Raw genomic sequence first — 25,546 nt, 5'->3', positions numbered from 1 at the left:
GCGGGGTCGGGGCCGGGCCTTGCGGACCCCGCCGGACACCCGCGCGTGTCCGCCCCGGGTAGTCTGTTGCGGTGGCCTCCGCTCCCCACGAAAACCCGTACTCCGCCGCAGGCGTCGATACCGCCGCCGGAGATCTCGCCGTCGAACTGATGAAGTCGGCCGTGCGCCGCACGCACGGTCCCGAGGTGCTGGGCGGGGTCGGCGGCTTCGCCGGCCTCTTCGACGCCTCCGCCCTGCGCGACTACGCCAAGCCGCTGCTCGCGACGAGCACCGACGGCGTCGGAACCAAGGTCGCGATCGCTCAGGCCATCGACAAGCACGACACGATCGGCGAAGACCTCGTCGGCATGGTCGTCGACGACATCGTCGTGGTCGGGGCGCGTCCCCTGTTCATGACCGACTACATCGCGTGCGGCAAGGTCGTTCCGCAGCGCATCGCCGACATCGTCGCGGGTATCGCGCGCGGCTGCGCCATGACGGGCACCGCGCTCGTCGGCGGCGAGACGGCCGAGCACCCCGGTCTGCTCGGCATCGACGACTACGACGTCGCGGGAGCGGCGACCGGCGTCGTCGAGGCCGACCGCGTGCTCGGCGCCGATCGCGTCCGCAGCGGCGACGTCGTGCTCGCGCTCGCCTCGAGCGGCCTGCACTCGAACGGCTACTCGCTCGTGCGCCACATCATCACCGGCGCGGGCATCGCCTACGGCTCGGCCTCCGCCGATCTCGGCGGCACGTGGGGAGAGGCGCTGCTCGAGCCCACGCGCCTGTACACCTCGCCGCTGCTGCGCCTGCTCGACGACGCGGCGGTCGGCTCCGGCATCCACTCGCTCAGCCACGTCACCGGCGGCGGCATCGCTGCGAACCTCGCGCGCGTGCTGCCGCAGGACACGTGGGTCGACGTCGACCGCTCGACGTGGAGCCCGTCGCCGGTGTTCCGGGTGCTCGCCGATCTGGGCGGCCTCGACCTGACCGCGACCGAGGGCACCTGGAACCTCGGCATCGGCTTCCTCGCCGTCGTCGCGCCCGAGATCGCGGATGCCGCGACCGCGGCGCTGCAGGCCGACGGCATCGCCACCTGGCAGGTCGGCGTCGTGCGCGACGGCGCCCGCCCCGAGGGCGAGTACGAGCAGGGTGCGAAGGGCGTCGACGGCGGTGCCGTGCGCCTGGTCGGAACCTACGCGGATGCCGGTCACCCGGCGAACGGAGCGAACTAACACCCCATGTGCGGCATCGTCGGCATGGCCGGGCAGGGCCCGGTCAACCAGGAGATCTACGACGCGCTCCTCCTCCTCCAGCACCGGGGACAGGACTCCACGGGCATGGCCACGGCCGAGTCGAGCGGGGTGTTCCACATCCACAAGGCCCGGGGGCAGGTGCGCGAGGCGTTCCGCACGCGCGACATGCGGGCCCTCCTCGGCGACATCGGCCTCGGGCACGTGCGGTACGCGACCAAGGGGACGGCATCCAACGAAGAAGAGGCGCAGCCCTTCTACGTCAACGCCCCCTACGGCATCGTGCTCGTGCACAACGGCAACCTGACCAACACCCGCGAGCTCACGCGGGAGCTGTTCAGCAAGGACCGTCGCCACCTCAACACCAGCAGCGACACCGAGCTGCTCGTCAACATCCTCGGCTCCGAGCTGCAGTCCGAGATCACCGGTCCCGACCTCGACCCCGACCAGGTCTTCCGCGCGGTCGCCCGCGTGCACGAGCGCGTCGAGGGGTCGTACGCCTCGATCGCCCTCATCGCCGGGTACGGGCTGCTCGCGTTCCGCGACCCCTTCGGCATCCGCCCGCTCATCCTCGGCAAGCGTCCCGCCGCGACCGTTCCGGGCGGCGATCCGCGCGACGAGTGGATCGTGGCGTCCGAGTCGCTGGTGCTCGAGAACGCGGGCTTCGAGGTCGTGCGCGACGTCGAGCCCGGTGAGGCCGTCTTCATCAGCCTCGACGGCACCCTGCACGCGCAGCAGTGCGCGAAGAGCACGATGCTCGCGCCGTGCTCGTTCGAGTACGTCTACCTCGCGCGTCCGGACTCGGTCATGAACGGCGTCTCGGTGTACGAGACGCGCCTGCGCATGGGCGAGCGCCTGGCCGACACGGTCGCGAAGTACACGCCCGCTGGCGCCATCGACGTGGTCATGCCGATCCCCGACTCCGCGCGTCCGGCGGCCATGCAGGTCGCCCGCAAGCTCGGGATCGAGTACCGCGAGGGCTTCTACAAGAACCGCTACGTCGGCCGGACGTTCATCATGCCCGGTCAGGCGGTGCGCAAGAAGAGCGTGCGCCAGAAGCTCAACGCGATGTCGACGGAGTTCCAGGGCAAGAACGTCCTCCTCGTCGACGACTCGATCGTGCGCGGCACCACCAGCCGCGAGATCATCCAGATGGCCCGGGATGCCGGGGCCAAGAGCGTGACGTTCGCGTCGGCCGCACCTCCCGTGCGCTACCCGCACGTGTACGGCATCAACATGCCCTCGCGTCACGAGCTGGTGGCCCACGGGCGCACGATCCCCGAGATCGCCGAGGAGCTCGGCTGCGACTACCTGGTGTATCAGGAGGTCGACGATCTGAAGGCCGCGATCATGGAGGGCACCGACCTGGTCGACCTCGACATGAGCTGCTTCGACGGCCGCTACGTCACGGGCACCGTGTCGGAGGAGTACCTCGCCTGGGTCGAGGGCAGCCAGGAGTCTTGACCCCGCCGAGACCGGCGGGGACGCTGGCGCTGGCCGCGTCGGCCATCGTCCTGCTGGCGCTGACGCTGCGCATCGCGGTGGCCTCGCTGTCGCCGCTGCTCGACGTCATCGACCGCGACTTCGCCCTGCCGGCGGCGGTCGTGGGCCTGATCGGCATGGCTCCGCCGGTGGCGTTCGCCCTCGCCGGAATGGTCGCCCCCGCGATCGAACGCCGCCTCGGACTCGAGCGCAGCGTGCTGGTCGCGGCGGTGGTCGCCGCCGTCATGCTCGGACTGCGGGCCGCCGCGGTCGACGCGTGGACGCTCCTGGCCGCGACGGCCGGGGTGTTCGCGGCGGTGGGTGTGGCCAACGTGCTGATCCCGGCGGTCGTGAAGAAGTACTTCCCCGCGCGCATCGGGCTGATGACCACGGTCTACACGACGACGATGGCCGTCGCGACCTTCACTCCGCCGCTGGTCGCGGTGCCTCTGGCCGACGCCGTGGGCTGGCGCGGATCGTTCGCGACGTGGGCCGTTGTGGCCCTCGCCGCCGTCGTGCCCTGGATCCTCATGAGTCTGCGGGCGCGGGCCGCACGCGTCGACCTCGTCGAGGAGCCGCGCACCTCCGTGCTGTCGCGCATCGTGCGGGTGCCGCAGACGTGGGCGCTCGTGCTGACGTTCGCGGTGAACTCCGCCGTCGCGTACGGGATGTTCGCCTGGCTGCCGCCGCTGCTGATCGATGTGGCGGGCGTCGACGCCGCCGAGGCCGGGGGACTGCTCGCGCTGTTCTCGTTCATGGGCCTGCCGGTCTCGCTCCTCGTCCCCCTGCTCGTGCAGAGGATCGGGCGGACGACGCCGTTCTACGCCGTCGCGGTCATCGCCGGTCTCACCGGGGTGGCGGGACTGCTCGTGGCCCCCACGGCGGCGACGGTGCTGTGGGTCGTGCTGATCGGCATCCCGCCCCTGCTCTTCCCACTCGTGCTGGTGCTGTTCGGGTTGCGCACGCGCGGGCACGAGACGGCCGTCGCGCTGAGCGGACTGGTGCAGAGCGCGGGCTACGGGCTCGCCGCCCTGATGCCGCTGGCGATCGGCCTCACGCACGAACTGACCGGGGGATGGGTCGCGGCCCTCGTCGTGCTCGGCGCGGCGATCGCGTGCGCCGTGCCCGCGGGGCTGATCGTCGCGCGGCGCGAGACGATCGAGGACGCGTGGGAGAGGCGTACCGGACGCTCCTGGTGACGACCCGCTCCGCTCAGGGGCGTCGCCGACCCCGGGACGAAAGAGCGGCGGTGACGATCACGTCACCGCCGCTCGACATCGAGGGTCGACGAGAACCACTCGTGCCCACCCGGTCGCCGCAGAGGCGTCGGCGGGCGCGCGGACGAGCGAGAGGCGTCAGGCCTTCTCGTCTTCGTATTCGTCGGCGTACTGGTCGGCCCACTTGTCGACGTAGGCGTCTTCACCCGCCGCGGGTGCGCCCAGCTCGCGCTCGAGGGCCGAGTAGTTCACCGAGTAGGTGTCGTACTTCAGCTCACGGGCGATCTTGGTGTTCTTCGCCTTCTGACGGCCACGCCCCATGCGAGACCCCCTCACGATCGACGTCGAGGGCCGCTGTGCGAGCCCTGCGTATTGCGGTTCCGGACCGAGCCGGTAAGAGTAACAGCCAGGATATCACGGCGCATTCCGGCCGAGCCGTCGCGGGCTCGGGAGAGCGCCCGTCGCGACAGGAGCAGTCATGACCGATCAGCCCCGCCCCGAAGCCGCGTCCGGCGCGGTGATCGCCGGTGTCGTCCCGGGACAGTCGTCACGGGTCGTGCGGGAGGCGGCCCGCTACGCCGCGCTGTCGAAGGCGCCGCTGATCGTCGCCCACGTCGACACCACGCGCTTCGTCGCCTTCGAGGATCCCGACGGGTACGTGCACTCCTCGACGGTCGACATCGCGGGTGCGGCCTCGAAGGCGGCCCTCGAAGAAGTGCGCCGAGCGGCGGGTGAGGCGCTTGCCGGCCACGACGTCGAGTGGAGCGTCCGGCAGCTGATCGGCGACCCCGCACTCGCCCTCATCCAGCTCGCCGATCAGGTCGACGCGGCCCTGCTCGTGGTGGGCACTCGCAAGCGCGGCATCGGGGAGTCGTTCCGCGAATTCCTCACCGGTTCCGTCGCCGCGCGGCTGAGTCATCGGCAGCGTCGGCCGGTCCTCGTCGTCCCGCTCGGAGAACCGGCCGCCGCCGACGAGGAGCTGCCCTGGGCGTGACGCCCTACCCGCGCAGGGCGTGGGTGACGGCGTCCGAGGCGCGGCGCAGCGCCTCCTCGATCCCGTCGACCCCGGATGCCGACAACTCGCCGCCGCGGGCGACGTGCGCGCGCAGTTCCGAACGCACGCGTCCTCGGAACTCGGTGATCGCCGCGTCCGCCCGCGACAGCTGCTCGCGGCTGCGCGCGCGGGCGTCGTCGGCGGGGGTCGCGGTGGCGTGCTCGCGTTCCTCGCGCGAGGCGGCCGCGAGGTCGGCGCGGAGGCTCCGCATCGCATCCCGCACGCTCCCGCGCACCTCATCGGCGATCAGGCGGACGCTGTCGGCGAGCCCCGCCTGGATGCCCTCCAGGTCGCCCGCGCGCTGCGCGACCTCGGCGCGGCCGGCATCCGTGATCTCGTAGACGGTCTTGCGCCCGTCGACGGTCTTGGTCACCAGGCCCTCTTCTTCGAGCTTCGACAGACGCGGGTAGATCGTCCCGGCCGACGGGGAGTACGTGCCGCCGGTGCGTTCCGACAGGGCCTGCATGAGGTCGTAGCCGTGGCGGGGTGCCTCGTCGAGCAGGCTGAGGATGTACAGGCGGAGGTCGCCGTGCGAGAAGACGGGGCTCATCACCACTCCTCCTCTCCGGCGAGTTCTTCGGGGCGCAGGCCCGAGATGCCGCGGCGCAGCACGGTGATCTCGCCCGAGACGGTGTTGGCGCGCACGTCGACGAAGCTCCCCGCGAGGGTGCCCGTCGACCCCGTGTAGGTGGTGGGGCCCTTGCCGGAGCGCACGATCCCGTCGATCTGCACGCGACCGCTGACCGAGCGCGAGACGTAGTTCGCCGGGAGGGCGCGGTCGAGGCGGATGGTCGCGGTGCCGCTGACGGAGTTCAGCGAGATCGACTGGGTCTCGCCGCTCGAGTCGACCAGCATCGCTCCCGAGACGGTGTCGATCGACGCCTTGGCGATGCGGCCGGTGGCGGCGACGTCGCCCGAGACGCTGTTGGCGCTCAGGGAGCCGTCGAGCTCGCGCACCTGGAGGTCTCCGGAGACGGCATTCAGGTCGACGTCGCCCTCCAGGCCGTCAACGATGATGTCGCCCGACACGGTGTTCAGGCGCACGTCGGTGCGAAGGCCCGACACGAGGGCGCTGGCGCTCACGACCCCCAGGGTCAGCGCGACGGTGCGCGGCACGGCGACGCTGATCTCGGCCTTGGGGCCACCCGCGCCGAAGTTGCGGAACACCTCGAGGAAGTTGTCCCACCGCAGCTGAGGGTGGTCGATCTCGAGACGGCCGTCGACCATTTCGATGCGCAGATCCTTGACCGTGACGCCGTGCACCTCGATGCGGGCGTCGGTCTCGTCGTGGGCGATCACGTCGACCTGGCCGCCGACCAGGCCGATCTTCAGCTCGCGCAGTCCGGCGACGTCGATGACGCGCGTCTCGCCGGGATGGATGATCCATTTCTCCATGGTGGGGTCTCCTCACTCGCGATATATCGCGTTGTACTGAGTATCGCGATATATCTCGAGTTCGTCAACCCTGGCGATGCCGCGACGGTTCCGGTGGCTTCGACGGGCTCAGCCGCTTGGGTGCGACGGTTTCGGTGGCTTCGACGGGCCCAGCCGCCATGCAGCGGAGGTCCCTGAGCCTGTCGAAGAGACCGCGACGGGCGGAGACGACGGATGCCACGCCCCCGAGGAGGACGTGGCATCCGGGGCGGGAGATCCCGCCGGGAATCGAGGTCGACGCGCACCCGAAACGCGTCGTCCGCTCGATGGGGTCAGACGGGCTTGCGGCCGCTGATGAGGCGGAACAGCAGCACGATGAGGGCGATGAGGCCGACGATGATCGCGATCCACAGCAGGAAGCTGGCCGCCTGGCCGAGTCCGCTGAAGATGGCGATGACGATCGCGGCGACGATGATGATGATCAGGAAGATGTTCACGGGGGGCTCCTTCTTTCCCGCGCCGGAGCGCGGGACCTGGCGAGGTCATCCACCCGCTCCGCTCTGCGACGAGCAGGCTGCGCAACGGGTGGCTGATGTCCACGCTGTCACCGTCGAGGGCTGCGGTCAGTGGGGTTGACGCTGCGTGAAACCGGCTGTTATCCGCGCGGATGTCAACCCGCGGGCGCGGCGCCGCGCCCGCGGCGTAGCGTCGGTCTCCGCGACGGGAGGAGCCGATCATGCCCCAGGGACGTGGGTCCAACAGCCTCAAAGACCCCGAGATGTACGAGGAGCTGCGCAAGAAGGGCGACTCGAAGGAGAAGGCGGCCCGCATCTCGAACGCCGCCGCGGCGCAGGGGCGCGACACCGTCGGCGAGCGGGGCGGTCACGCGGAGGACTACGAGGACCGCACCGTCGACGAGCTGAAGAAGCGCGCGAAGGAACTCGGCATCACCGGCTACTCGGGCAAGAAGAAGGCGGAGCTGATCGACATGCTCCGCTCGCACTGACGCGCATGGCGAGGCTCGTCCGCGTCCGGCCCTACGAAGACCCGGGCTATCGCCGGGTGCGCTCCGGATGGGGGTTCCGATTCGTCGACCACACCGGGGCGGCCGTCCCCGAGCGCGAGGCCGAACGCGCGCGCGGTCTCGTCATCCCTCCGGCGTGGCGCGAGGTGTGGATCGCGCGCGAGCCCAACGCGCACATCCAGGCCGTCGGCACCGACGAGGCCGGTCGGCGCCAGTACACGTATCATGCCGACTGGTCGAAGCGGCGGGACAAGGGCAAGTTCTCGCGCGCTCTCGACCTCGCCGAGACCCTGCCGCGGGCGCGCGCCCGCGTGACGCAGTCGCTGCGCCGCAGCGACATCGACCGCGAGCGGGTGCTGGCGGTGTCGTTCCGCCTGCTCGACCTCGTCGCGCCCCGGGTCGGGAACGCGCGGTACTTCGTCACGAACGGCAGTCGCGGCCTCACGACCCTCCAGCGCAGGGATGCCACGATCGAGGGCGATCTCATCCGCCTGTCGTTCCCGGCCAAGAGCGGCAAGCGCGCCGATCTGCGCGTGCACGACGCCGAGCTGGCCTCCCTCATCGAGGAGCTCGCTCTCGGGCGCTCGCGCGCGGCGCTGCTGAGCTACCGGCGCGGACGTCGGCGCGTCCCCCTCACTCCCGGTGACGTGAACGCCTACGTGCGGGCGCTCACCGGCGGGCCGTTCAGTGCGAAGGACTTCCGGACGCTGCGGGGCACGATCCTCGCGGCCGAGTCGCTCGCGAAGGCCGGGGCCGTCGGGGGCAAGAACGAGCGCAAGAAGGTCGAACTCGCGGCCGTGCGGTGCACCGCCGACGCGCTCGGCAACACTCCCGCTGTCGCCCGGGCCAGCTACATCGACCCGCGCGTCTTCGCGCTGTACCGCAAGGGGCGCACTATGGACCTCGGTGGGTCGAAGGATGCCGCGATCCGGCGGCTCATCCTCGGGGAGTGAGTCCGCTGCGTCGATCGAGGACACTCGGTCTGGGTGGGTGGCACGGGCGGGTGCCGACCGGACGCGGGGCGGGACGGCGGCGTAGGGTGGCGCGGTGAGCATGTGGCGTGACGCGGTCCTCGTCGCCGTGGGCGGGGCGATCGGTACGGCCGTCCGCGCGGGGCTCACCCTCGCGCTCGGCGCCGACCTCGGCTCGGCTCTCGTGCCGCTCATCAACGTCGTGGGGGCGTTCGCGATCGGCATCCTGTTCGGATGGAGGGCCCGGATGCCGGAGTCCTCGCGCGCGCAGCGCGTGCAGCTGTTCGTCGGGACGGGTGTGCTGGGCGGCTTCACCACCTACAGCGCCCTGGCCGTCGAGTCGGCCGACCTGGCGCTGCTGTGGTGGGGCGTGGCGACCGTCGTCGTGGGCACCGCTGCGGCGTGGGGCGGCGTGCTGATCGGTCGCGGCGGGCGCGCGCGCAGCTGAGGAGCGCCCCCGGGGTCTCGGTCGGCGCTCTCTGGGCGCCCCCGCGGCCGACCTCGTGGTTGTCGCCGACCGGAGAAAGTGGTACAAATGTGCCACTTACTCGGCGTGGGCCGTCGCGCCGCGCCCCGACCCGGAGGTTCGACGATGAACGCCGCTCCCCAGATCGTCACGCTCGGAGCCCACGTGCTCGACACGATCGTGCATCCCGTCGACGAGATCCCCCCGGCGCAGGGGTCGCTCCTCGTCGACGAGATCGTGATGTCGGCAGCCGGTCCCGCGGGCGGCACCGCTCTCGTGCTCGCCAAGCTCGGCGCACACGTCGTCACCTGCGGAGCGGTCGGCGACGACGTGGCGGGCCGCGTGCTGCGGGGACTGCTCCACGACGCCGGGGTCGACGTGACGCACCTGCGCACCGACGCCCTGCCCACCTCGGCATCCGTCCTGCCCATCCGCTCCGACGGCTCGCGCCCCGCCCTGCACGTGGTCGGGGCCAACGCGCTCGCCGCCGACGTCGTGCCCTGGGACGCGCTCGCCGCCGCCGACCACGTGCACGTCGGCGCCCCCGAGCTGCTCGGCCCCGAGAACGTCGTCGAGATCCTCGACCACGCGCGGGAGAACGGCGCGACGACGTCGCTGGACTTCCTCATCGGCGGCGAACCGGCGTTCTACCCCCTCATCGAGCCGCTGCTCGCGCACGCCGACTACGTGCTGCCCAACGCCGAACAGGCGCGCGGATGGACCGGCGCCGCCGACTTGCCCGCGGCCGCGCGCGCGCTGAGCGCCGCGGGGGCCCGCATCGTGGCCGTCACCGACGGGGGAGACGACATCGTGCTCGTCGAGGGTGACGACCTCACCCGCGTGCCGATCGTGCCCGCCGCCGCCGTCGACACCAGCGGCGGCGGCGACGCGTTCTCCGCGGGGTTCGTCTTCGCTCGCCTCCGCGGCGCGTCGGCGACCGAGGCGGCGCGCTTCGGCTCCGCCGTCGCCGCCCAGGTGGTGGCGGGGGTCGGAACCTCGCACGGCGACTACGACGCGGCATCCGTCGACGCCCTGCTGCGCGAGGTCGCCCGATGACCGACGTGCGCGAGGCGGTCGCCGCGACCTGCCGCTCCCTCGCCGCGCAGGGGCTGGTCAAAGGCACCGCCGGAAACGTCAGCGTGCGCGTCGCGGACGGCCTCGCGATCACGGCGACCGGGGTGGTCTTCGCCGACGCGGTCGCCGACGACGTCGTGATCGTCGACGCCGAGCGGCGCGTGGTCGCGGGTCGTCTCGCGCCCAGCTCGGAGCTCGACCTGCACCGCGCCGCCTACGCCGACGACGCGGTGGGCGCGGTCGTGCACACGCACGCTCCGGCGGCGGTCGCGCTGTCGCTGGTGAGCGATCGCCTGCCGTGCGTGCACTACCAGCAGCTCTCGCTCGGCGGAGAGGTGGACGTGGTGCCGTTCGCGGTGTTCGGCTCGCCCGAACTCGCGGCGCGCACCGGTGCGGCCCTGGCGAGCGCGAACGCGGTGATCCTCGCCCACCACGGCGCGGTCACCACCGGTCGCGACCTCGCCGACGCGGTGGCCAACACGGCGCTGCTGGAGTGGGCCTGCGACATCTACCTGCGGGCGCGCGCGGTCGGCGAACCGGCCGAGCTGACCGCCGCCCAGCAGGCCGAGGTCGTCGCCGCCGCGGTGTCGACCGGGTACGGCCGCACGCGGGAGCTGTGACGATGGGTGCCATGACGACGACGACGACGTTCGACTCGCTCAGCCCGCTCGACGGGCGGATCGTCGCGACCTTCCCGGTCGACGACGCCGACGCGGTCGCCGCGACCGTGGAGCGCGCGCGTGCGGCCGCGAGCCGATGGGGGCGGCAGGGGTTCGACGGACGCCGCCGCATCCTCCGGGCGTGGCGTCGCGACATCGTCGCGCACCTCGACGACCTCATCGCGCTCGTGCGCGCCGAGACGGGCAAACCCGCCGGCGACGCGCGGCTCGAGATCATGCTCGCCCTCGACCACCTGGCATGGGCGGCGACCCACGCCCGCCGGACGCTGCGGCGACGGCGGGTGCGCCCGGGGCTGCTCATGATCAACCAGTCGGCGAGCGTCGGGTACGTCCCCTACGGCGTGGTTGGGGTCATCGGCCCCTGGAACTACCCCGTCTTCACGCCGATAGGATCGATCGCCTACGCGCTCGCCGCCGGAAACGCGGTGGTGTTCAAACCCAGCGAGTACACCCCGGCGGTGGGCGCCTGGCTCCGGCGTTCGTTCGTTCGCGCCGGTGGCGACCCCGACGCGTTCGCGGTGGTGACGGGGCGGGGCGAGACCGGTGCCGCCCTGTGCCGTTCGGGGGTGGGCAAGGTCGCCTTCACCGGCTCCACCGCCACCGGCAAGCTCGTCATGGCGGCGTGCGCCGAGACGCTCACGCCCGTGGTGATCGAGGCGGGAGGCAAGGACGCGCTCCTCGTCGACGAGGACGCCGACCTCGACGCCGCCGCGGAGGCGGCGGTGTGGGGCGCGTACTCGAACGCGGGGCAGACGTGCATCGGCATCGAGCGCGTGTACGCGCACGAGCGGGTGTACGACCGCTTCCTCGAGGCGGTGGTCGAGCGCACGCGCGAGCTCCGGGCGGGCGTGGACGCCGACGCGCGGCTCGGGCCGCTCACGATGGCCCGCCAGGCCGACGTCGTGCGCGCGCACGTCGCCGACGCCCTGGCGCACGGCGGCACGATCCGGGTCGGCTCCGTGCCCCCGCCGGGCACCGTCGTGCCGCCCGTCCTGCTCACGGGGGTCGACGAGTCGTCGGACGCGGTGCGCGAGGAGACGTTCGGGCCGACCCTCGTCGTCAATCGCGTGGCCTCCATGGACGAGGCGATCGAGCGCGCCAACGCCGTGCGCTACGGCCTGTCGGGGGCCGTCTTCTCGCGGCGACGCGGGCGGGAACTGGCCCTGCGCCTGCGGGGAGGGATGATCGCGATCAACTCGGTGATCTCGTTCGCCGCTGTTCCCTCGCTGCCCTTCGGGGGCGTGGGGGATTCCGGGTTCGGACGCATCCACGGGGCCGACGGGCTGCGCGAGTTCGCCTCCGCCAAGGCCGTGACGCGGCGGCTCTTCCCCTCGCTGACCCTGACGAGCATGCGGCGCTCGGCGCGCACCGACCGCGTGGTCGACCGCATCATCCGCGTGCTCTTCGGCTGAGCCGGCGCGCCCGGCGCACGGGGGCCGCGGCGCCGTCGGCCGCCCTGCGCGCCGAGCCCCGCGGCATCCTGCGCGGGCCGCCGCTCCGCTCCCGCGGCGTTCAGCGCCGTGCGCGCCGCCCGCCGTGCCCCGCGCCGCCCGCCGTGCCCGGCGCCGCCCGCCGTGTCCCGCGCCGCCCGCCGTGCCTCGCGCCGCCCGCCGTGCCCGCCCGGGCGGGCCGCGCTCAGCGCACCGAGCGCACGCGCAGGATGATCGCTGCGCCCAACAGCCCGGCCGCCCCGCTCGCGACGAACAGGCCGGTGAAGCCGCCGAACGCCACGACCGCCCCCGCCCCGAGCAGCGGTCCGAAGGCCTGGGGGCCGGCGAGGGCGATGTTCATGATGCCGACGTCTTTGCCGCGCGTCTCGGCCGAGGGCAGCACCTGCGTCGCGAGCGCCTGGTCGACGGCGAAGAAGCACCCCTGCCCGAGTCCGAGCAGCACCGCGCCCACGATCGCGGTCGTCTGAGCCGGGGCCACCGCCAGCAGAAGGGCGGCGACCGCCTGCGCCGACCCCGAGGCCAGCACGAACACCCGTCGACGCCCGACGACGTCGCTGAGCTTGCCCAGGCCGACGGATGCCACGATCGTGACGACCATGTAGATCACCGTCGTGAAGACCAGGAAGCCCGTGGGATCGTCCAGGCCGAGCGCGAAGGTGAAGAAGTACAGCAGCATCGTCGTCGCGATCGCATTGCTGAGGTTGATGAGGACGCGGCTGGCGACCGTCCACGCGAAATCGGGGTGACGGCGCGGATCGACCCAGATCGACGACAGGATGCCGCGCACCGTCGCGGGGCCGAGCCGGGCGGCGTCGGCGTCGGAGAGGGGGACGTCGTGCAGGCGCAGCAGGAACGGCACCGCCAGCACGACGGCGCACACGGCGAGGGCGAGGTAGCCCGACGCGGTCGTGGTGAACACCGCCGTCACGAGCACCATCCCGAGCAGGATGCCCAGGGCGTTCGGCGCCGAGATCCAGCCCGACACCAGTCCGCGCTGGTCGGCGGGCACCCGGTCCGCCATCACGGCGGTGAGGGCGGCGGATGCCATGCAGAAGCCGACCATCGTGGTGGTCCACATCACGACGGTCCCGACGGTCCCGGTCTGGACGCCGAGCAGGGCGAGTCCGGCCGCGACGAGCAGCACGCCCCCGAGGATCCAGGGGCGACGGCGTCCGAAGCGCGATCGCGTGCGGTCGCTGAGCGCCCCCACGATCGGGTACGCCACGACGACGAAGGCGCCCGCGACCGCGCTCACGAGCCCGTACGCGACGAGGGACGACAGCCACTGCTCCGACGAGTGCTGCGCGGCGATCTGCAGGGGGAGCAGCACCTGGACGGGAACGAGCTGCGCCATCCACAGTCCGAGCCAGACGCCGGCGAAGGCGGCGATCCATCCCGCCCGCACGGGACGGGTCGGCTCCGCGTACGCCGAGACAGGCGGCCGATGCGTCTCGGCGCTCATCGGCGGTCGCCGGCGCGGGTCGCCGCCAGGGTCTGCAGGGCCCATCGACCGGCGTCGGCGACGGCCTCGCGCGCCTCGCGCAGGGCGCCGCAGGCGTTGAAGAAGCCGTGGATCTGGCCGGTGTGCACCACGAGACGCGTCGCGACGCCGGCAGCCTCCAGTCGCTCGGCGTAGTCGACGCCCTCGTCGCGCAGCACGTCGAAGCCCGAGACGGCGACGTAGGCGGGGGCGACGCCGGAGAGGTCGTCGGTCAGGATCGGCGAGACGAGCGGGTCGTCGGCCGTCGCCCCGCCGCGGAGGTAGTGGGCGGCGTACCAGTCCATCTGCGCCTCGGTGAGGAAGTACCCGTCGCGAAACAGGTCGTACGAGCGGCGTTTGCGCGAGAGGTCGGTGACGGGGCAGAAGAGGATCTGGAACGCGGGAGCGCCCGCGTCGTCGTCTCGCGTGACGATCGAGGTGAGCGCGGCGATGTTCCCGCCCGCGCTCTCGCCGCCGACGCCGACCGTGCCCGGGGCGGCGCCGAAGCGTTCGGCGGCGTCGCGCACGAACCGGAACGCGTCGATGCTGTCGTGCAGCCCGTGCGGGAAGGGCGCTTCGGGGGCGAGCCGGTAGTCGACCGAGACGACCGTCATGCCCGATGTCGCCGCGAGCGTGCGGCACGCGGCATCCCCGCTGTCGAGGGATCCGAGCACCCATCCGCCGCCGTGGAAGTACACCACGACGCCCGGCGCGGGGCGGTCGGTGCGGGCGCGGTAGACGCGGCCCGCGATCGCGCCGTCGCGCGTGGGGATCGAGATGTCCTCGCGCTGGGCGAGGCGAGTTCTGCTGGCGAAGGTCCAGGCCTCTCGCTCGATGTGCTCGCGCGCCTCGGCGAGCGGGAGCTGTTCGAACCGGGCGCCGGGGGCGTCGTTCATCACGCGCAGGGAGACCTGCACGGCGGGGTGCAGCTCGTTCCCGTCGATCTCGACGGGGGTGCCGGCGAGGGCGCGGAGCGCGCGCGGGGGCAGGGCGCCCAGTGCTCTCGCGCCGGCGCGCAGCAGGTGGTCGTGGGGTCGGGGACGGATCATCGCTGGTGAGCCCTTCTGTCGGTCACGTCGTCGTGATCGACTATCGGGTCACTTTATTGCACAGAAGTACAGCTTTGTGTGAAGAAAATGTGAAGCGGGCGTATTCGCGCTGGCTACGGCCGACAGAACCTGTACATTTGTGCCAACTAAGCGGGGCCGTCTCCCGCCTCGCCCAGCGACGAGGTCGCGGCGAGGGTGACGAACCCCACGAGCACCGCCCGCAGGGCGTGCGCCAAGGACTGGTACTGGACGACCTCGGAACGGGCGATGCGATGAAGGGCGAAACCGTCGATCACGGCGACGACCGCGGCCGCGGCGTGCGGATCGGTCACGCCGTTCGTGCGCAGCACCGCCGCGGCCAGGCCCCGCGTCTCGTCGAGGATGCGCTCGACGTGCACGCGCAGGGCCGGATGCCGCGAGGCGAAGAGGTAGATCTCGAACTGGGCGACCGTGTGCTCCTCGGACTGCTGCCGGACGATCTCGACGAACTCGTCGATCGCCGCGCCCGGACGGTTCGCCCCGGTCTCGAGCAGGGCGCGGAACTGCTGCAGACGCTCGAGCTCGGCGTCCATGGCGTGCGCCACCGCCTCGCCGATCATGTCGTCGAGCGAGGCGAAGAAGTACGTCGTCGACGAGTGCGGCACCCCGGCCGCCGCCGCGACCGAGCGGTGCGTGACGCCCGAGATCCCGCGTTCGGCGATGATCGCCAGTGTCGCGTCCAGCAGCAGGTCTTTGCGCGCTCGGCCCCTCGCGCGCATCGACCGGTTCGTCGTCTCGGCCACGGAGTCCTCCTCGCTGCCCCGCCCGGGCGGCATCGCATCAGAAACGGAGCAAGCCTATGACCGCCCCCGTCTCCCCGCCCGCCGCGGGCGTCGATGTCGTCGTCGTGGGGGCCGGTCTCTCCGGCCTGACCGCGGCCCATCGGCTCCGCCAGTACGGCCTCTCGGTGCGCGTCTTCGAGGCGTCGTCGAGAGTCGGCGGCCGCGTGTCGTCGACCCGCGTCGACGGCGTGCACGTCGACCTCGGCGGCACCTTCGTCGGTCCCGGCCAGGACCGCGTCATCGCCCTGGCCGACGAGGTCGGGGTGGGCCGCTACCGCACCTACGGCGCGGGGGAGAACGTCATCCGCTGGCGCGGGCAGCGCCGGCGCTACCGCGGAACGGTCCCCCCGGTGGGGGCGAGCCTGCTCGACGTCGGTCGCATCCAGCTCACGCTCGACCGCCTCGCCCGGACCGTGCCCTGCGGCGCCCCCGCGACGGCCCCGCAGGCGGCCCAACTGGACGCGGAGAGTCTCGGATCGTGGCTGCGCCGGTCGCGGGCGTCGTCGGCCGCGCGCGACCTCATCGCGATCGCGGCCCGCACCACCTGGGGGTGCGAGCCCGACGAGATCTCGCTGCTGCACGCGCTGCACTACATCCACCAGGCCGGCGGGCTGTCGTCGATGCTCGACACCGAGGGCGGGGCGCAGGAGGAGCACTTCGTGGAGGGTTCGCACGAGATCGCCCTCCGCCTGTCCGCCGCGCTGGGCGACGCCCTGACCCTGGACGCGCCGGTGGAGCGCATCGCGTCCACGGGCGACGGGGTGCGGGTGACGGCGGCTGACGAGGTCGTGACGGCGGGGGCGGTGGTCGTGGCCGTCCCGCCCGCGCTGCGCTCGCGGATCGTCTTCGCCCCCGCCCTGCCGCCCGCGCACGCGCAGATGGCGCAGCGCTGGCCCGCCGGCATCCTGTCGAAGGCCTATGCCGTCTACGAGACGCCCTTCTGGCGCGAGCAGGCGCTCTCGGGGCAGGGGCTCAGCGACACCGGCCCGGTGTTCATCACGTTCGACGCCGGTCCCGAGGGGGCGGACGGGCCGGGCGTCCTGCTCGGCTTCGTCGGCGGGGTGTACGCGCGCGAGTGGGACGAGCTGCCCCCGGCCGAACGGCGGGCCCGGGTGCTGTCGTCGTTCGCCGACCTGTTCGGTCCTCGGGCGCTGGATGCCACGGGCTACGTCGACCAGCGCTGGGGGGCCGAGCCGTGGGTCGGCGGAGGACCCACCGCGGCGCCCGGTCCGGGTTCCGTCGTGCCGTACGCCGGGACCCTCGCCGCCCCCGTGGGGCGCGTCGTGTGGGCCGGCACGGAGACCGCCGACCGGTGGACGGGCTTCATGGACGGGGCGGTGCGAGCGGGGGAGCGCGCCGCGCTCGAGGCCCGCGCCCTCGTCGCCGCCACAGCCCGGTCCACCGCCTCGACCATCGCCTCGACGACCGCACCGCTGACCGCATCGCCCACGGGAGGGACCTCATGACCTGGCGCCGCCACTACACGCACCTCACCACCGCGACTGCCGAGGCGGTGTGGAAGAGGTGGACGACCCCCGAGGACTGGGCCGTCGACGACCCCGATCTGCGGCGCGCCGACTTCGCCGTGCCCGCGCGCGTGGGGGCGAAGGGGCGGGTCGTGAACCACGGCACCCCCGCGCAGACGTTCACCTTCACCGAGCTGCAGCCCGGTGTCGCCATGAACTTCCGCATCGCGCTGCCCGGCGCCGTGCTGTCGTTCCCGCATCGCATGCGGCAGACCCCGAACGGGCTCTCGGTCACGCACGGCGTCGAGGTCTCGGGTCCGCTGGCCGCGGTCTTCGGACCGCTCGTGGGGCGCAGGATCGCCGCGGGGCTGCCCGCCGTGCTGCGGCTGGTGACCACGAACGCCCTGGCCGACACCGCTGCCGCCGCCGATTCCGCCGCGGAGTGACGCGGTGTCGCTGTCGATGACCCTCACGGCCGCCGCGATGTGGATGGACGCCGCCCGCATCCGCCGCGCCCTGTCCCGCGACGACTACCTGTCCACCCTCGACCCGGATCGTCGGCCCGCGCCCCCTCCCGCGCGTCTGCGGCGCGCGGGTCGCGTGCACGTCACGCGTCGGGGCGGGTGCGACGTGGTCCGCTACGAGCCGGCCCGCCGGGAGCCCGCGCTCGAGCTGATGTACCTCCCGGGCGGTGGGCTGGTGAACCCGCTCGTCCCCGCGCACTGGTGGATCGTCGAGCGTCTGGCGCGGTCGACGGGGGCGGCCGTGACGGTCGTGAACTACCCGCTCGCCCCCGAGCATCGGGCCGCCGAGACCGCGGCGTTCGTCGATGCCGAGTACGCCCGACTCGTCGAGCGCGCGGGGGCGGGACGCCTGCTCGTGGCGGGGGATTCCGCCGGCGGCACCGTGGCCCTCGGGCTCGCGCGGCGCGCCGCGCGCCGCCCCGACGCCCTCGTGCTCCTGTCGCCGTGGGTCGATCTCGCGCTGACGAATCCCGCGATCCCGCGCAGATCGGGGCGCGACCCGTCACTGCGCGTCCCGGGGCTGCGGGCGGGGGCGCTCGCGTGGGCCGCCGACGTGGGCCTCGACGACGGCTCCGTCAACCCGGCGCGTGCCGAGCTCGGCGGTCTTCCCCCGACCCTCGTCTTCCAGGGTGGGAGGGACATCTTCTTCGACGACGTCGTCGCCTTCGGGCGCCGCGCGCGGGACGCGGGCTCACCCGTGCGGGTGGTCACCGCTCCGGCGGGTTTCCACGTCTACGTGGGGGCGTTCTGGACGCCGGAGGCGCGGTCCGCGTACGCCCTCGTCGGGACCCTGTCGCGGCATCCGTCCGAGATCGTGACGTAACGGTACATTTGTGCAAGAATCTCGCCAGGGTGACAAGGACGCACCCGGATCAGGAGACACGATGGCCGCTCGATACGACCTTGCCAAGGTGAAGCTCGGCGCACTGATGACCGACCCGGATGCCGAGGGCATCATCCTCGACGTCATCCCCGACCTCAAGGCGAGTCCGACGTACCTCATCGCCCGCACGCTCACCGCGAGCGCGGCCCTGCAGCTCGCCGCCGCCCAGATCGGATCCGAGAAGGCCGCCGAGCTGCGCCGGCGCGTCGAAGCCCTCGAGGCCTGAGCCGACGCCTCCGGCGCGCGCGGCGGCGTAGGGTGACCGGGTGACACCCCTGGTCTTCCTCGCCGTTGCGCTCGCCGGAGGCGTCGGCGCGGCCCTCCGCTACCTGCTCGACGTCGCGGTCCGGCGGCGCACCGGGGAGCGGTTCCCCTGGGGGATCCTGGTCGTGAACCTGACCGGGGCGCTGGTTCTCGGCATCCTGACCCCCCTCCCCGCCGACGAGGCGTGGCGGTGGATCCTCGGGACCGGTCTGCTCGGCGGCTACACGACCTTCAGCGCCGTGGCGGTGACCACCGCGCTGCTCGCGGAGGAGGGGCGCACGCGCGCGGCGGTGTCGTACGCGGTGCTGTCGTTCGTCGGCTCGGTCGTGGCCGCAGCCGTCGGGCTCACGGTGGGTTCGCTGCTCTGAGCCGCGACCCGTCGCGAGGGGCATGGGATACTTGACGCTCGATACACCTCTGTATCGAGCCGTGATCCCGAAGGGTCCTTCGTGTCGTACCTGGCCGTCCTGAGCCTGAAGAACCGCGCCCTCATCGCCCTCGTCACGATCGTCGCGGCGATCTTCGGCGGTCTGGCGCTGACGAGCCTCAAGCAGGAGCTCATCCCCTCGATCGAGTTCCCCCAGCTCGCGATCGTCACGACCTACCCGGGCGCTTCGCCCGAGGTGGTCGAAGCCGACGTCTCGACCCCCATCGAGAACGCGATCCGCGGTGTCGACGGGCTCGAATCCACGACCGCGACCAGCACGACGAACTCCTCGATCGTGTCGGCGTCGTTCACCTACGGCACCGACCTCGCCGCGGCGCAGCAGAAGATCCTCGCCGCGATCGCGCGCATCAACGACCGACTCCCCGAATCCGCCGACACCACGGTCGCCTCCGCCAGCATCGACGACTTCCCCGTCATCCAGCTCGCGGTCACCGGCTTCACCGACGCGCAGGCAACGCAGTCGATCCTGCAGACCAGCGTCATCCCCGATCTCGAAGACGTCGAGGGCGTCAACGGGGCCCAGATCGTCGGCGGAACGGGCCAGCGCGTCACCATCACCCCCGACACGACGAAGCTCGGCGAGCGCGGGTTCGGTCAGCAGGCGATCACCGACGCGCTCGACGCCAACGGCGTGCTCTTCCCCGGCGGCTCGCTGACCGAGGGCGATCAGACCCTCACCGTGCAGACCGGCACGAAGCTCACCAGCGTCGACGAGATCGCCGCGCTACCGCTCGTGCCGACGGATGCCGCGCAGTTCCAGGCCGGGCAGACGACCATCGGCGACGTCGCCTCGGTCGAGCTGCAGACCGACCCCGTGACCACGCTGTCGCGCGTCGACGGCCAGCCGGCGCTCACCATCTCGGTCACCAAGCTGCCCGCGGCCAACACCGTCGATGTCTCGCGCGGCGTTCTCGCCGCCCTCCCGGGCCTCGAGTCGCAGCTCGGCCAGGGCGCGACCTTCACCGTGGTGTTCGACCAGGCGCCGTTCGTCACGCAGTCGATCGAGGCCCTCGCCCAGGAGGGCCTGCTCGGACTGGTGTTCGCGGTCGTCGTCATCCTGATCTTCCTGATGTCGGTGCGCTCGACCCTCGTCACCGCCATCTCGATCCCCACGAGCGTGCTCATCACCTTCGTCGGGCTGCAGGCCTTCGGCTATTCGCTGAACATCCTCACCCTCGGCGCGCTCACGATCGCGATCGGCCGCGTCGTCGACGACTCGATCGTCGTCATCGAGAACATCAAGCGGCACTACGTCGGTGATGCCGAGAAGATCCCCACCATCATCCGGGCCGTTCGCGAGGTCGCGGCCGCGATCACGGCATCCACGATCACCTCCGTCGCCGTGTTCCTGCCCATCGCCTTCGTCGGCGACGTCACCGGGGAGCTGTTCCGCCCCTTCTCGCTCACCGTCACGATCGCGATGGCGGCCTCGCTGCTGGTCTCGCTGACGATCGTGCCGGTGCTGGCGTCGTGGTTCCTCAAGCCGGGCACCGTCGTGCGCGACGCCGAGGGCAACGCGATCGACCCCGAAGCACCCGACGCCCCGCCGACCCGTCTGCAGAAGGCCTACGTGCCCGTGCTGAGCTGGACGCTGAAGCACTCGTGGGTCACCCTCGGCGTCGCCGTGCTGGTGCTGGGCGGGACGCTCGCGGCCGTGCCGCTGCTGAAGACCGACTTCCTCGGCGACTCGGGGCAGAACACGTTCACCGTCACCCAGAAGATCGGCGATGCGCCGAGCCTGGATGCCGAGGACGCGGCCGCCCAGAAGGTCGAGGCCGTCCTGCTCGACACCGAGGGCGTGCAGACCGTGCAGACCTCGATCGGCTCGAGCGGCTCCGCGCTGCGCGACGCCTTCTCGGGTGGCGGCTCGGGCATCACCTACTCGATCACCTCGCAGTCGGGCACCGACCAGGTCGAGCTGCGCGAGCGCGTGCGCACAGAGCTCGAGAAGCTGACGGATGCCGGCGAGATCGAGGTGTCGGCGCAGGGGAGCGGCTTCGGATCCACCGACATCACGGTCGACGTGACCGCCCCCGACGCGAACACACTGCAGCAGGCGAACGATGCCGTCGTCGCGGGCCTGAACGGACGCGAGGGGATCGGCCAGGTCACCAGCAGCCTCTCGGCCTCGCTGCCGTTCGTCTCGGTGCGGGTGGATCGCGACGCGGCCGCCGAGCGCGGCCTGTCGGAGCAGGCGGTCGGCGCCCTCGTGTCGGGCGCCCAGCAGCCGCGCCAGGCGGGCACGGTCGAGCTCGACGGCCGCGGGGTCACGGTGTACCTCGCCACCGCGAACCCGCCGCAGACGATCGACGACCTGCGCGCCCTCGAGATCCCGAGCGCGCGCGGCACCGTGCGACTCGACGAGATCGCGTCGGTCGAGCAGAGCCAGACGCCCCCGTCGATCTCCACCGCCCGCGGACTGCGCACGGCCTCGATCACGGTGACCCCGACGACCGACGACCTCGGCAGCTCGTCGGCGAGCGTGAACGCGGCCCTCGCCGACGTGCAGCTGCCCGAGGGGGCCACCGCGAAGGTCGGCGGCGCGGTCACCGATCAGCAGGACGCCTTCGGCCAGCTCGGCCTCGCGCTGCTCGCGGCCATCCTCATCGTCTACGTCGTCATGGTCGCGACCTTCAAGTCGCTGCGTCAGCCGCTGGAGCTGCTCGTGTCGGTGCCGTTCGCGGCGACCGGGGCGATCCTGCTACTGCTGGTGACGGGAGTGCCGCTCGGCGTCGCCGGCATGATCGGCGCGCTCATGCTCGTCGGCATCGTCGTCACGAACGCCATCGTGCTGATCGACCTCGTCAACCAGTACCGCGCCCGCGGTCTCAGCGTGCACGACGCGACGATCGTGGGCGGGGCGCGACGTCTACGGCCGATCCTCATGACGGCGCTCGCCGCGATCTTCGCGTTGGTGCCGATGGCTCTCGGCATCACGGGCCACGGCGGATTCATCTCGCAGCCGCTCGCCGTCGTCGTGATCGGCGGTCTCGTGTCGTCGACGTTCCTGACGCTGCTCGTGCTGCCGACGCTCTACAACCTCATCGAAGGAGCGAGCGAACGGCGCCGGGCCCGGCGTGCCGCGCGGGACGCGGGCGGGTCCGAGCCGACGGGCGCTGCGCCGGTCGCGGACGACGGGCACCCGCTGAGCCGCCGCGAGCTGCGCGAGAAGCACTGACCCGACGCGGGTCGGCCGCGAGGATCGCGGGCCGCGGGGTGGTGCGGCGCGCGCCGGGAGTGTGTGCATCGCCGCACGCGCCATGCGTCGTGGCCGTCGCGTGAGCGTTCGCCGTGGGGCCTGCCGCATGGGAGAGTACCGGGGTCGCCTGCGCGGCCCCGCTCCGTGCGGCGGCGTCCGCACAGCCGGAGTGAGCGGGGGAGGATGCCGTTCCGGTCGCTGCCGTCATCGCGGCGACGCGGGCTGCGCGCCGACCGGCCGCCGTGGCGGAGAGTGGTGTCGCACGCCGCGGCCACCCGACCGGGAAGGCGGTCGCCGTGCCGGTGAAGGCGGACAGCACGTCGATGCGCGCGCCCGTCGCGCGGCCGGGACCCGTGGCGAGGGGGGAGCGGCGGTGCGACACGACCGCGATGAGGGGCAGCGCCGAGGGGTGGCTCGCTGCGGCGGCGAACGACGGGGCAGCGAGCGACGGGGCGGCGAACGACGGGGCGGCGAACGACGCGGCGAAGACGCTGCGACCCGCGCGGCGACGCACGAGGTGCGCGGTGGTGCGCTCACCCTCGGTGCGCGCGGGGGCGGCGGCGCCCGCAGCGCGCGCGGCCAGAACGTGGGTGAACATTCCCGACCAGGCGAACATCGCCGTGCACGAAATGGTCTCGAAGAGGGCGAGATTGATGGTGGCCGTGACGAAGAGGGTGATCGAGATGAGGAGCCAGACCGTCGCGACCGCGGTGCTGACGGCCATGCGCTTGCCCAGGCGGTTGAACATGATGGGCGCGCTGATCAACAGGGCGAGGAATCCGAGCACCATCGAACCCGCGACACGGTCGTGAAGGTCTTTGTCGGTGTTCAGCGGAATGCATCCGACCAGGGCGAGATTGACGCCGACGACATTCAGGCAGAGGAATGCCACGGTCGCCGCGCCGCGGCGCACGGGGCCGCGACCGACACGGCGCACGTCGCGGCGGACGCAGAACGCGAACACGACGACGATGAGACCGCTGACCTTCAGGGTCGTGTTGAAGAACGCGCTCGAGAGGTCGCCGAAGATCCCCAGCTGGCTGAAGTGCAGCTGCCACCACAGCGGATCGCTGGTCGTCGCGATGGACAGCAGCAGGCCGCTGACCAGCACGATCAGGGCGGCGGCGCCGACGTGGAGCGACGGGAGGGTGCGCATCCGGCGGGTGAGGCCGGACAGGTGCGACGTCGACAGGGAGAAGGGGACGGCGGAGCGGAGCGCGCTGCTCATGATGGGGGATCTTTCCTCGTGACGGAACGAGGATCCCCCCACATCGCGGGACCCTCGGCCCCCGTCGGCTCATTCGGGTAAAAACCGGGGGGAACCTTGACCCTTTGCTGCCCCCGGTCGCGACGGAAACCGTCAACCCGAATGGTATCGTTCGCGCCTCCGAAATGGGAAAGGGCTTGTCCCGTCTTTTCCCAGGTCATAAGGCGTATTTCTTGTCCCCCAAATGGGGGACAAAGTTCGCTTATGCCGTGAAGCGCACGCCCCATTCCCGATGCAGAATGCCGCCGCATTCCAGGCGCTCGAGGTCGTCGCCCGTCGCGAAAGCGTTCGCGGGCGCCGTCATCGGCTCGATCGCGACGGCGAGGGGATGCCCCGGATAGCGGTCGGTCGTGAAGACCTGCGCCCAGCGGAATCCCTCGTCCTGCCACAGTTCGACACGGGCCCCGCCGGGCGCCGTCAGCGTGTGTCGGGCCCGCCCCTCGGCATCCCTCTCCATCCCCCGGTAGCCGTTGTCGAGAGCGGCGTCGCCGAGGCGCAGGCCGTCGCGCAGGTCGGTGCCGGCGCCGACGGGAACCTCGTCGACGGGGATGTTGCGATCGTCGAGCACCAGCGTGGTGGTCCCCGACGAGTGCACGACCAGATCGGCGGTGTCGACGCCCCCGATCTGCAGGTACGGGTGCACGCCGAGCGCGACGGGCGCCAGGCTCGCGCCCACGTTCTCGACGTCGTGGGCCACGTGCAGTCCGTCGGCCTGCAGGGTGAAGGTCACGCGCGTACGCAGGTGGAAGGGGTAGCCGGTCTGGGGGACCACGTCGGCGCCGAGCACGAGCCGCTCCTCGGTCTGCTCGATCGGCTGATACGCGGCGAAGCGCAACAGGCCGTGGCTCGCGTTGCCGAACTTCGGCTCGCTGATCGCCAGCTGCAGGTCGGCGCCGTCGAAGCGGTACCTGCCGTCGCGGATGCGATTCGGCCACGGCACCAGCACGACCCCGGATGCCGCGGGCGTCGGCACGTCGTCGGGGTAGCGGGGCACGAGGTCGACCCCGTCGACGGTGAGCGCGCGCAGCGCCGCACCCACCTGGGCGATCTCGGCGGAGACGTTCGCGCTGCGCAGGACGAAGCGGTGGCCGGTGGGATCAGCGGTCATGACGAGGCCTTTCGTGGACGGGGCGGTCGCTGCAACCAGGGGTGGAGCAGGCGGGTGACCCACGGCAGAACCAGGTAGGTCATGACGGGGGTGAGCAGCAGGGTCGTGGCCAGCACCCGCAACGGCAGGGGGATCTCGGCGAACCCCGGGACGAAGCCCAGGAGCCACGACGCCAGCAGGTTGGTGGGGAAGAACCCCACCCAGATGGTCACGGCCTGTTTCCAGCGGGGAGGAGCGGGAGGCACCGGTTGCTGCACGGGCGAGGTCGTGGCATCCGTCGGGGCGAGGACCGAGCCGAACGCGGCGTCGAACCACCCCTCGATGCCCGTGCGTCGCTCGCTGCGCTCCTCGCGGGCGAACGGACGCCCCGAGTCGAGCCACCACTGCCGTTGCGAAGAGGTCTCCCACTGCTCGAGGGTGGCGATGTCGCGGAAGCGGTACAGCATGTACCAGAGGTCGCTCTCTTCGCCCGCGCGCACCCACCCCGAGCCGAGGAAGCCCGGGAAGGCGGTCGCGAGGTCGGTGCCGGCCTGCATCCAGGAGGTCGCTTCGGCGGTGCGCGTCGGGTCGATGCGCCGCTCGATCGCCACCGTGATGGGGTGGGCGTCGGTGTCTGCCATGCGTCCATTTTCGGTCACCCGTCTCGCCGCCGCGGCACGGGCGGCGGGTGGGACGAGGGGTGCGGGGTGCTGGGGTGTGTCCCAGTTCTGGTGGTGCGTGTCCCACTTGTGGGGGGTGGGGGCGGCTGGCGCTGGCCATAAGTGGGACGAGGGGTGCGGGGTGCTGGGGTGTGTCCCAGTTCTGGTGGTGCGTGTCCCACTTGTGGGGGGTGGGGGCGGCTGGCGCTGGCCATAAGTGGGACGAGGGGTGCGGGGTGAGGGGCATGGATGCCATTCCCAGGCGCGACCTGTAACGTGGGGCGGTCGGCTCTGGACACCGCGTGTGATGCGCGGATGGGTTTGTGAGTCCAAGGGGCCGATGGACAGGACGCGATCGCGGCCTCGACCCATCA

Annotated in this window: 25 protein-coding genes and 1 pseudogene; 16 read left to right on the top strand and 10 right to left on the bottom strand. The window is 72.2% G+C overall.

The features are described 5' to 3' along the window. The first annotated feature begins 71 nt into the window (after positions 1–71). From purM to AB1K56_RS16830, 3 genes are read left to right on the top strand one after another with little or no spacing between them, the layout of a single operon-like run. Positions 72–1,214 (top strand): phosphoribosylformylglycinamidine cyclo-ligase, encoded by a 1,143-nt coding sequence (gene purM, locus AB1K56_RS16840; RefSeq protein WP_371206601.1) that lies wholly within the window; start codon positions 72–74, stop codon positions 1,212–1,214. A gap of 6 nt (positions 1,215–1,220) precedes the next feature. After that, a complete protein-coding gene (purF, locus tag AB1K56_RS16835; RefSeq protein WP_371206600.1) occupies positions 1,221–2,696 on the top strand; it encodes an amidophosphoribosyltransferase in 1,476 nt (491 codons plus the stop codon). After that, positions 2,693–3,913: a CynX/NimT family MFS transporter gene (locus tag AB1K56_RS16830; RefSeq protein ID WP_371206599.1), complete on the top strand. Its 1,221-nt coding sequence runs from the start codon at positions 2,693–2,695 to the stop codon at positions 3,911–3,913. The genes purF and AB1K56_RS16830 overlap by 4 nt, the downstream gene beginning before the upstream one ends. A 156-nt stretch (positions 3,914–4,069) precedes the next feature. On the opposite strand, the gene AB1K56_RS16825 is transcribed toward AB1K56_RS16830, so the two are convergent. Then, complete coding sequence (locus AB1K56_RS16825) at positions 4,070–4,252, bottom strand: DUF3073 family protein (protein WP_136586128.1); 183 nt, start codon at positions 4,250–4,252, stop codon at positions 4,070–4,072. Between the two features lie 157 nt (positions 4,253–4,409). On the opposite strand from AB1K56_RS16825, the gene AB1K56_RS16820 reads away from it, so the two are divergent. Beyond that, positions 4,410–4,925 (top strand): universal stress protein, encoded by a 516-nt coding sequence (locus tag AB1K56_RS16820; protein WP_371206598.1) that lies wholly within the window; start codon positions 4,410–4,412, stop codon positions 4,923–4,925. A gap of 4 nt (positions 4,926–4,929) precedes the next feature. On the opposite strand, the gene AB1K56_RS16815 is transcribed toward AB1K56_RS16820, so the two are convergent. From AB1K56_RS16815 to AB1K56_RS16805, 3 genes are all read right to left on the bottom strand, one after another. Then, entirely contained in the window at positions 4,930–5,535 is a 606-nt protein-coding gene (locus AB1K56_RS16815) for a PadR family transcriptional regulator (protein WP_136586126.1), read from the bottom strand. After that, entirely contained in the window at positions 5,535–6,380 is an 846-nt protein-coding gene (locus tag AB1K56_RS16810) for a DUF4097 domain-containing protein (protein WP_371206597.1), read from the bottom strand. The genes AB1K56_RS16815 and AB1K56_RS16810 overlap by 1 nt, the downstream gene beginning before the upstream one ends. Before the next feature lie 311 nt (positions 6,381–6,691). Continuing rightward, complete coding sequence (locus AB1K56_RS16805) at positions 6,692–6,856, bottom strand: hypothetical protein (RefSeq protein ID WP_171024277.1); 165 nt, start codon at positions 6,854–6,856, stop codon at positions 6,692–6,694. Between the two features lie 239 nt (positions 6,857–7,095). Here AB1K56_RS16805 and AB1K56_RS16800 point away from each other — a divergent pair, with 239 nt between their 5' ends. The 6 genes from AB1K56_RS16800 (at position 7,096) to AB1K56_RS16775 (ending at position 11,986) form a co-directional block, all read left to right on the top strand. Then, complete coding sequence (locus tag AB1K56_RS16800) at positions 7,096–7,365, top strand: Rho termination factor N-terminal domain-containing protein (protein WP_371206596.1); 270 nt, start codon at positions 7,096–7,098, stop codon at positions 7,363–7,365. Between the two features lie 5 nt (positions 7,366–7,370). Continuing rightward, on the top strand, positions 7,371–8,336 hold the full coding sequence (locus tag AB1K56_RS16795; RefSeq protein WP_371206595.1) for a DNA topoisomerase IB: 966 nt from the start codon (positions 7,371–7,373) through the stop codon (positions 8,334–8,336). A 100-nt stretch (positions 8,337–8,436) separates the two neighbouring features. Next, the gene (locus tag AB1K56_RS16790) at positions 8,437–8,802 is read left to right on the top strand and encodes a CrcB family protein (protein WP_371206666.1); all 366 of its coding nucleotides are present in this window, start codon (positions 8,437–8,439) and stop codon (positions 8,800–8,802) included. A 144-nt stretch (positions 8,803–8,946) separates the two neighbouring features. Continuing rightward, positions 8,947–9,876, top strand: coding sequence for a carbohydrate kinase family protein (locus AB1K56_RS16785; RefSeq protein ID WP_371206594.1), 930 nt, complete (start codon positions 8,947–8,949; stop codon positions 9,874–9,876). Next, complete coding sequence (locus tag AB1K56_RS16780) at positions 9,873–10,514, top strand: class II aldolase/adducin family protein (RefSeq protein ID WP_371206593.1); 642 nt, start codon at positions 9,873–9,875, stop codon at positions 10,512–10,514. The genes AB1K56_RS16785 and AB1K56_RS16780 overlap by 4 nt, the downstream gene beginning before the upstream one ends. 11 nt (positions 10,515–10,525) lie before the next feature. Continuing rightward, entirely contained in the window at positions 10,526–11,986 is a 1,461-nt protein-coding gene (locus AB1K56_RS16775) for an aldehyde dehydrogenase family protein (protein ID WP_371206592.1), read from the top strand. 223 nt (positions 11,987–12,209) lie between these two features. Here AB1K56_RS16775 and AB1K56_RS16770 read toward each other — a convergent pair whose 3' ends face one another. From AB1K56_RS16770 to AB1K56_RS16760, 3 genes are all read right to left on the bottom strand, one after another. Continuing rightward, positions 12,210–13,487: an MFS transporter gene (locus AB1K56_RS16770; protein ID WP_371206591.1), complete on the bottom strand. Its 1,278-nt coding sequence runs from the start codon at positions 13,485–13,487 to the stop codon at positions 12,210–12,212. After that, positions 13,484–14,554, bottom strand: a complete 1,071-nt coding sequence (locus tag AB1K56_RS16765; RefSeq protein ID WP_371206590.1) for an alpha/beta hydrolase — start codon at positions 14,552–14,554, stop codon at positions 13,484–13,486. The genes AB1K56_RS16770 and AB1K56_RS16765 overlap by 4 nt, the downstream gene beginning before the upstream one ends. A 146-nt stretch (positions 14,555–14,700) precedes the next feature. Next, the gene (locus AB1K56_RS16760; protein ID WP_167494156.1) at positions 14,701–15,336 is read right to left on the bottom strand and encodes a TetR/AcrR family transcriptional regulator; all 636 of its coding nucleotides are present in this window, start codon (positions 15,334–15,336) and stop codon (positions 14,701–14,703) included. A 56-nt stretch (positions 15,337–15,392) separates the two neighbouring features. Here AB1K56_RS16760 and AB1K56_RS16755 point away from each other — a divergent pair, with 56 nt between their 5' ends. The 6 genes from AB1K56_RS16755 (at position 15,393) to AB1K56_RS16730 (ending at position 22,138) form a co-directional block, all read left to right on the top strand. Then, complete coding sequence (locus tag AB1K56_RS16755; RefSeq protein WP_371206589.1) at positions 15,393–16,841, top strand: flavin monoamine oxidase family protein; 1,449 nt, start codon at positions 15,393–15,395, stop codon at positions 16,839–16,841. After that, complete coding sequence (locus tag AB1K56_RS16750) at positions 16,838–17,287, top strand: hypothetical protein (RefSeq protein WP_371206588.1); 450 nt, start codon at positions 16,838–16,840, stop codon at positions 17,285–17,287. The genes AB1K56_RS16755 and AB1K56_RS16750 overlap by 4 nt, the downstream gene beginning before the upstream one ends. A gap of 4 nt (positions 17,288–17,291) precedes the next feature. Next, positions 17,292–18,188 carry an alpha/beta hydrolase fold domain-containing protein gene (locus AB1K56_RS16745; protein ID WP_371206587.1) on the top strand — a complete coding sequence of 299 codons (897 nt, stop codon included), beginning with the start codon at positions 17,292–17,294 and terminating at the stop codon, positions 18,186–18,188. A gap of 61 nt (positions 18,189–18,249) precedes the next feature. Next, positions 18,250–18,474, top strand: coding sequence for a hypothetical protein (locus tag AB1K56_RS16740; RefSeq protein ID WP_136586114.1), 225 nt, complete (start codon positions 18,250–18,252; stop codon positions 18,472–18,474). Positions 18,475–18,514: 40 nt separating this feature from the next. Further along, entirely contained in the window at positions 18,515–18,880 is a 366-nt protein-coding gene (crcB, locus tag AB1K56_RS16735) for a fluoride efflux transporter CrcB (RefSeq protein WP_371206586.1), read from the top strand. A gap of 81 nt (positions 18,881–18,961) precedes the next feature. After that, entirely contained in the window at positions 18,962–22,138 is a 3,177-nt protein-coding gene (locus AB1K56_RS16730) for an efflux RND transporter permease subunit (protein WP_371206585.1), read from the top strand. Positions 22,139–22,760: 622 nt separating this feature from the next. Here the strand turns inward: AB1K56_RS16730 and AB1K56_RS16725 are convergent. From AB1K56_RS16725 to AB1K56_RS16715, 3 genes and pseudogenes are all read right to left on the bottom strand, one after another. Then, positions 22,761–23,315: pseudogene (locus AB1K56_RS16725) on the bottom strand (DUF998 domain-containing protein); the annotation flags it as partial. Positions 23,316–23,628: 313 nt separating this feature from the next. Further along, positions 23,629–24,534 (bottom strand): aldose 1-epimerase family protein, encoded by a 906-nt coding sequence (locus AB1K56_RS16720; protein ID WP_371206584.1) that lies wholly within the window; start codon positions 24,532–24,534, stop codon positions 23,629–23,631. Continuing rightward, entirely contained in the window at positions 24,531–25,154 is a 624-nt protein-coding gene (locus AB1K56_RS16715; RefSeq protein WP_136586109.1) for an antibiotic biosynthesis monooxygenase, read from the bottom strand. The genes AB1K56_RS16720 and AB1K56_RS16715 overlap by 4 nt, the downstream gene beginning before the upstream one ends. Positions 25,155–25,546: the final 392 nt, after the last annotated feature.

The organism is Microbacterium sp. BWR-S6Y (assembly GCF_041379845.1).
Taxonomy (GTDB): domain Bacteria; phylum Actinomycetota; class Actinomycetes; order Actinomycetales; family Microbacteriaceae; genus Microbacterium; species Microbacterium hydrothermale.
This window is presented reverse-complemented; position numbering and strand designations above follow the sequence as displayed.

Excerpts from the sequence above, each read along its gene's own strand:
- AB1K56_RS16750 (WP_371206588.1), top strand. The coding sequence starts at position 16,838 with ATGACCTGGCGCCGCCACTACACGCACCTCACCACCGCGACTGCCGAG.
- AB1K56_RS16720 (WP_371206584.1), bottom strand. The coding sequence starts at position 24,534 with ATGACCGCTGATCCCACCGGCCACCGCTTCGTCCTGCGCAGCGCGAAC.
- purF (WP_371206600.1), top strand. The coding sequence starts at position 1,221 with ATGTGCGGCATCGTCGGCATGGCCGGGCAGGGCCCGGTCAACCAGGAG.
- AB1K56_RS16765 (WP_371206590.1), bottom strand. The coding sequence starts at position 14,554 with ATGATCCGTCCCCGACCCCACGACCACCTGCTGCGCGCCGGCGCGAGA.
- AB1K56_RS16815 (WP_136586126.1), bottom strand. The coding sequence starts at position 5,535 with ATGAGCCCCGTCTTCTCGCACGGCGACCTCCGCCTGTACATCCTCAGC.
- AB1K56_RS16775 (WP_371206592.1), top strand. The coding sequence starts at position 10,526 with ATGACGACGACGACGACGTTCGACTCGCTCAGCCCGCTCGACGGGCGG.
- AB1K56_RS16770 (WP_371206591.1), bottom strand. The coding sequence starts at position 13,487 with ATGAGCGCCGAGACGCATCGGCCGCCTGTCTCGGCGTACGCGGAGCCG.
- AB1K56_RS16795 (WP_371206595.1), top strand. The coding sequence starts at position 7,371 with ATGGCGAGGCTCGTCCGCGTCCGGCCCTACGAAGACCCGGGCTATCGC.
- AB1K56_RS16800 (WP_371206596.1), top strand. The coding sequence starts at position 7,096 with ATGCCCCAGGGACGTGGGTCCAACAGCCTCAAAGACCCCGAGATGTAC.
- AB1K56_RS16755 (WP_371206589.1), top strand. The coding sequence starts at position 15,393 with ATGACCGCCCCCGTCTCCCCGCCCGCCGCGGGCGTCGATGTCGTCGTC.
- AB1K56_RS16820 (WP_371206598.1), top strand. The coding sequence starts at position 4,410 with ATGACCGATCAGCCCCGCCCCGAAGCCGCGTCCGGCGCGGTGATCGCC.
- AB1K56_RS16740 (WP_136586114.1), top strand. The coding sequence starts at position 18,250 with ATGGCCGCTCGATACGACCTTGCCAAGGTGAAGCTCGGCGCACTGATG.
- AB1K56_RS16790 (WP_371206666.1), top strand. The coding sequence starts at position 8,437 with ATGTGGCGTGACGCGGTCCTCGTCGCCGTGGGCGGGGCGATCGGTACG.
- AB1K56_RS16785 (WP_371206594.1), top strand. The coding sequence starts at position 8,947 with ATGAACGCCGCTCCCCAGATCGTCACGCTCGGAGCCCACGTGCTCGAC.
- AB1K56_RS16810 (WP_371206597.1), bottom strand. The coding sequence starts at position 6,380 with ATGGAGAAATGGATCATCCATCCCGGCGAGACGCGCGTCATCGACGTC.
- AB1K56_RS16715 (WP_136586109.1), bottom strand. The coding sequence starts at position 25,154 with ATGGCAGACACCGACGCCCACCCCATCACGGTGGCGATCGAGCGGCGC.
- AB1K56_RS16780 (WP_371206593.1), top strand. The coding sequence starts at position 9,873 with ATGACCGACGTGCGCGAGGCGGTCGCCGCGACCTGCCGCTCCCTCGCC.
- AB1K56_RS16825 (WP_136586128.1), bottom strand. The coding sequence starts at position 4,252 with ATGGGGCGTGGCCGTCAGAAGGCGAAGAACACCAAGATCGCCCGTGAG.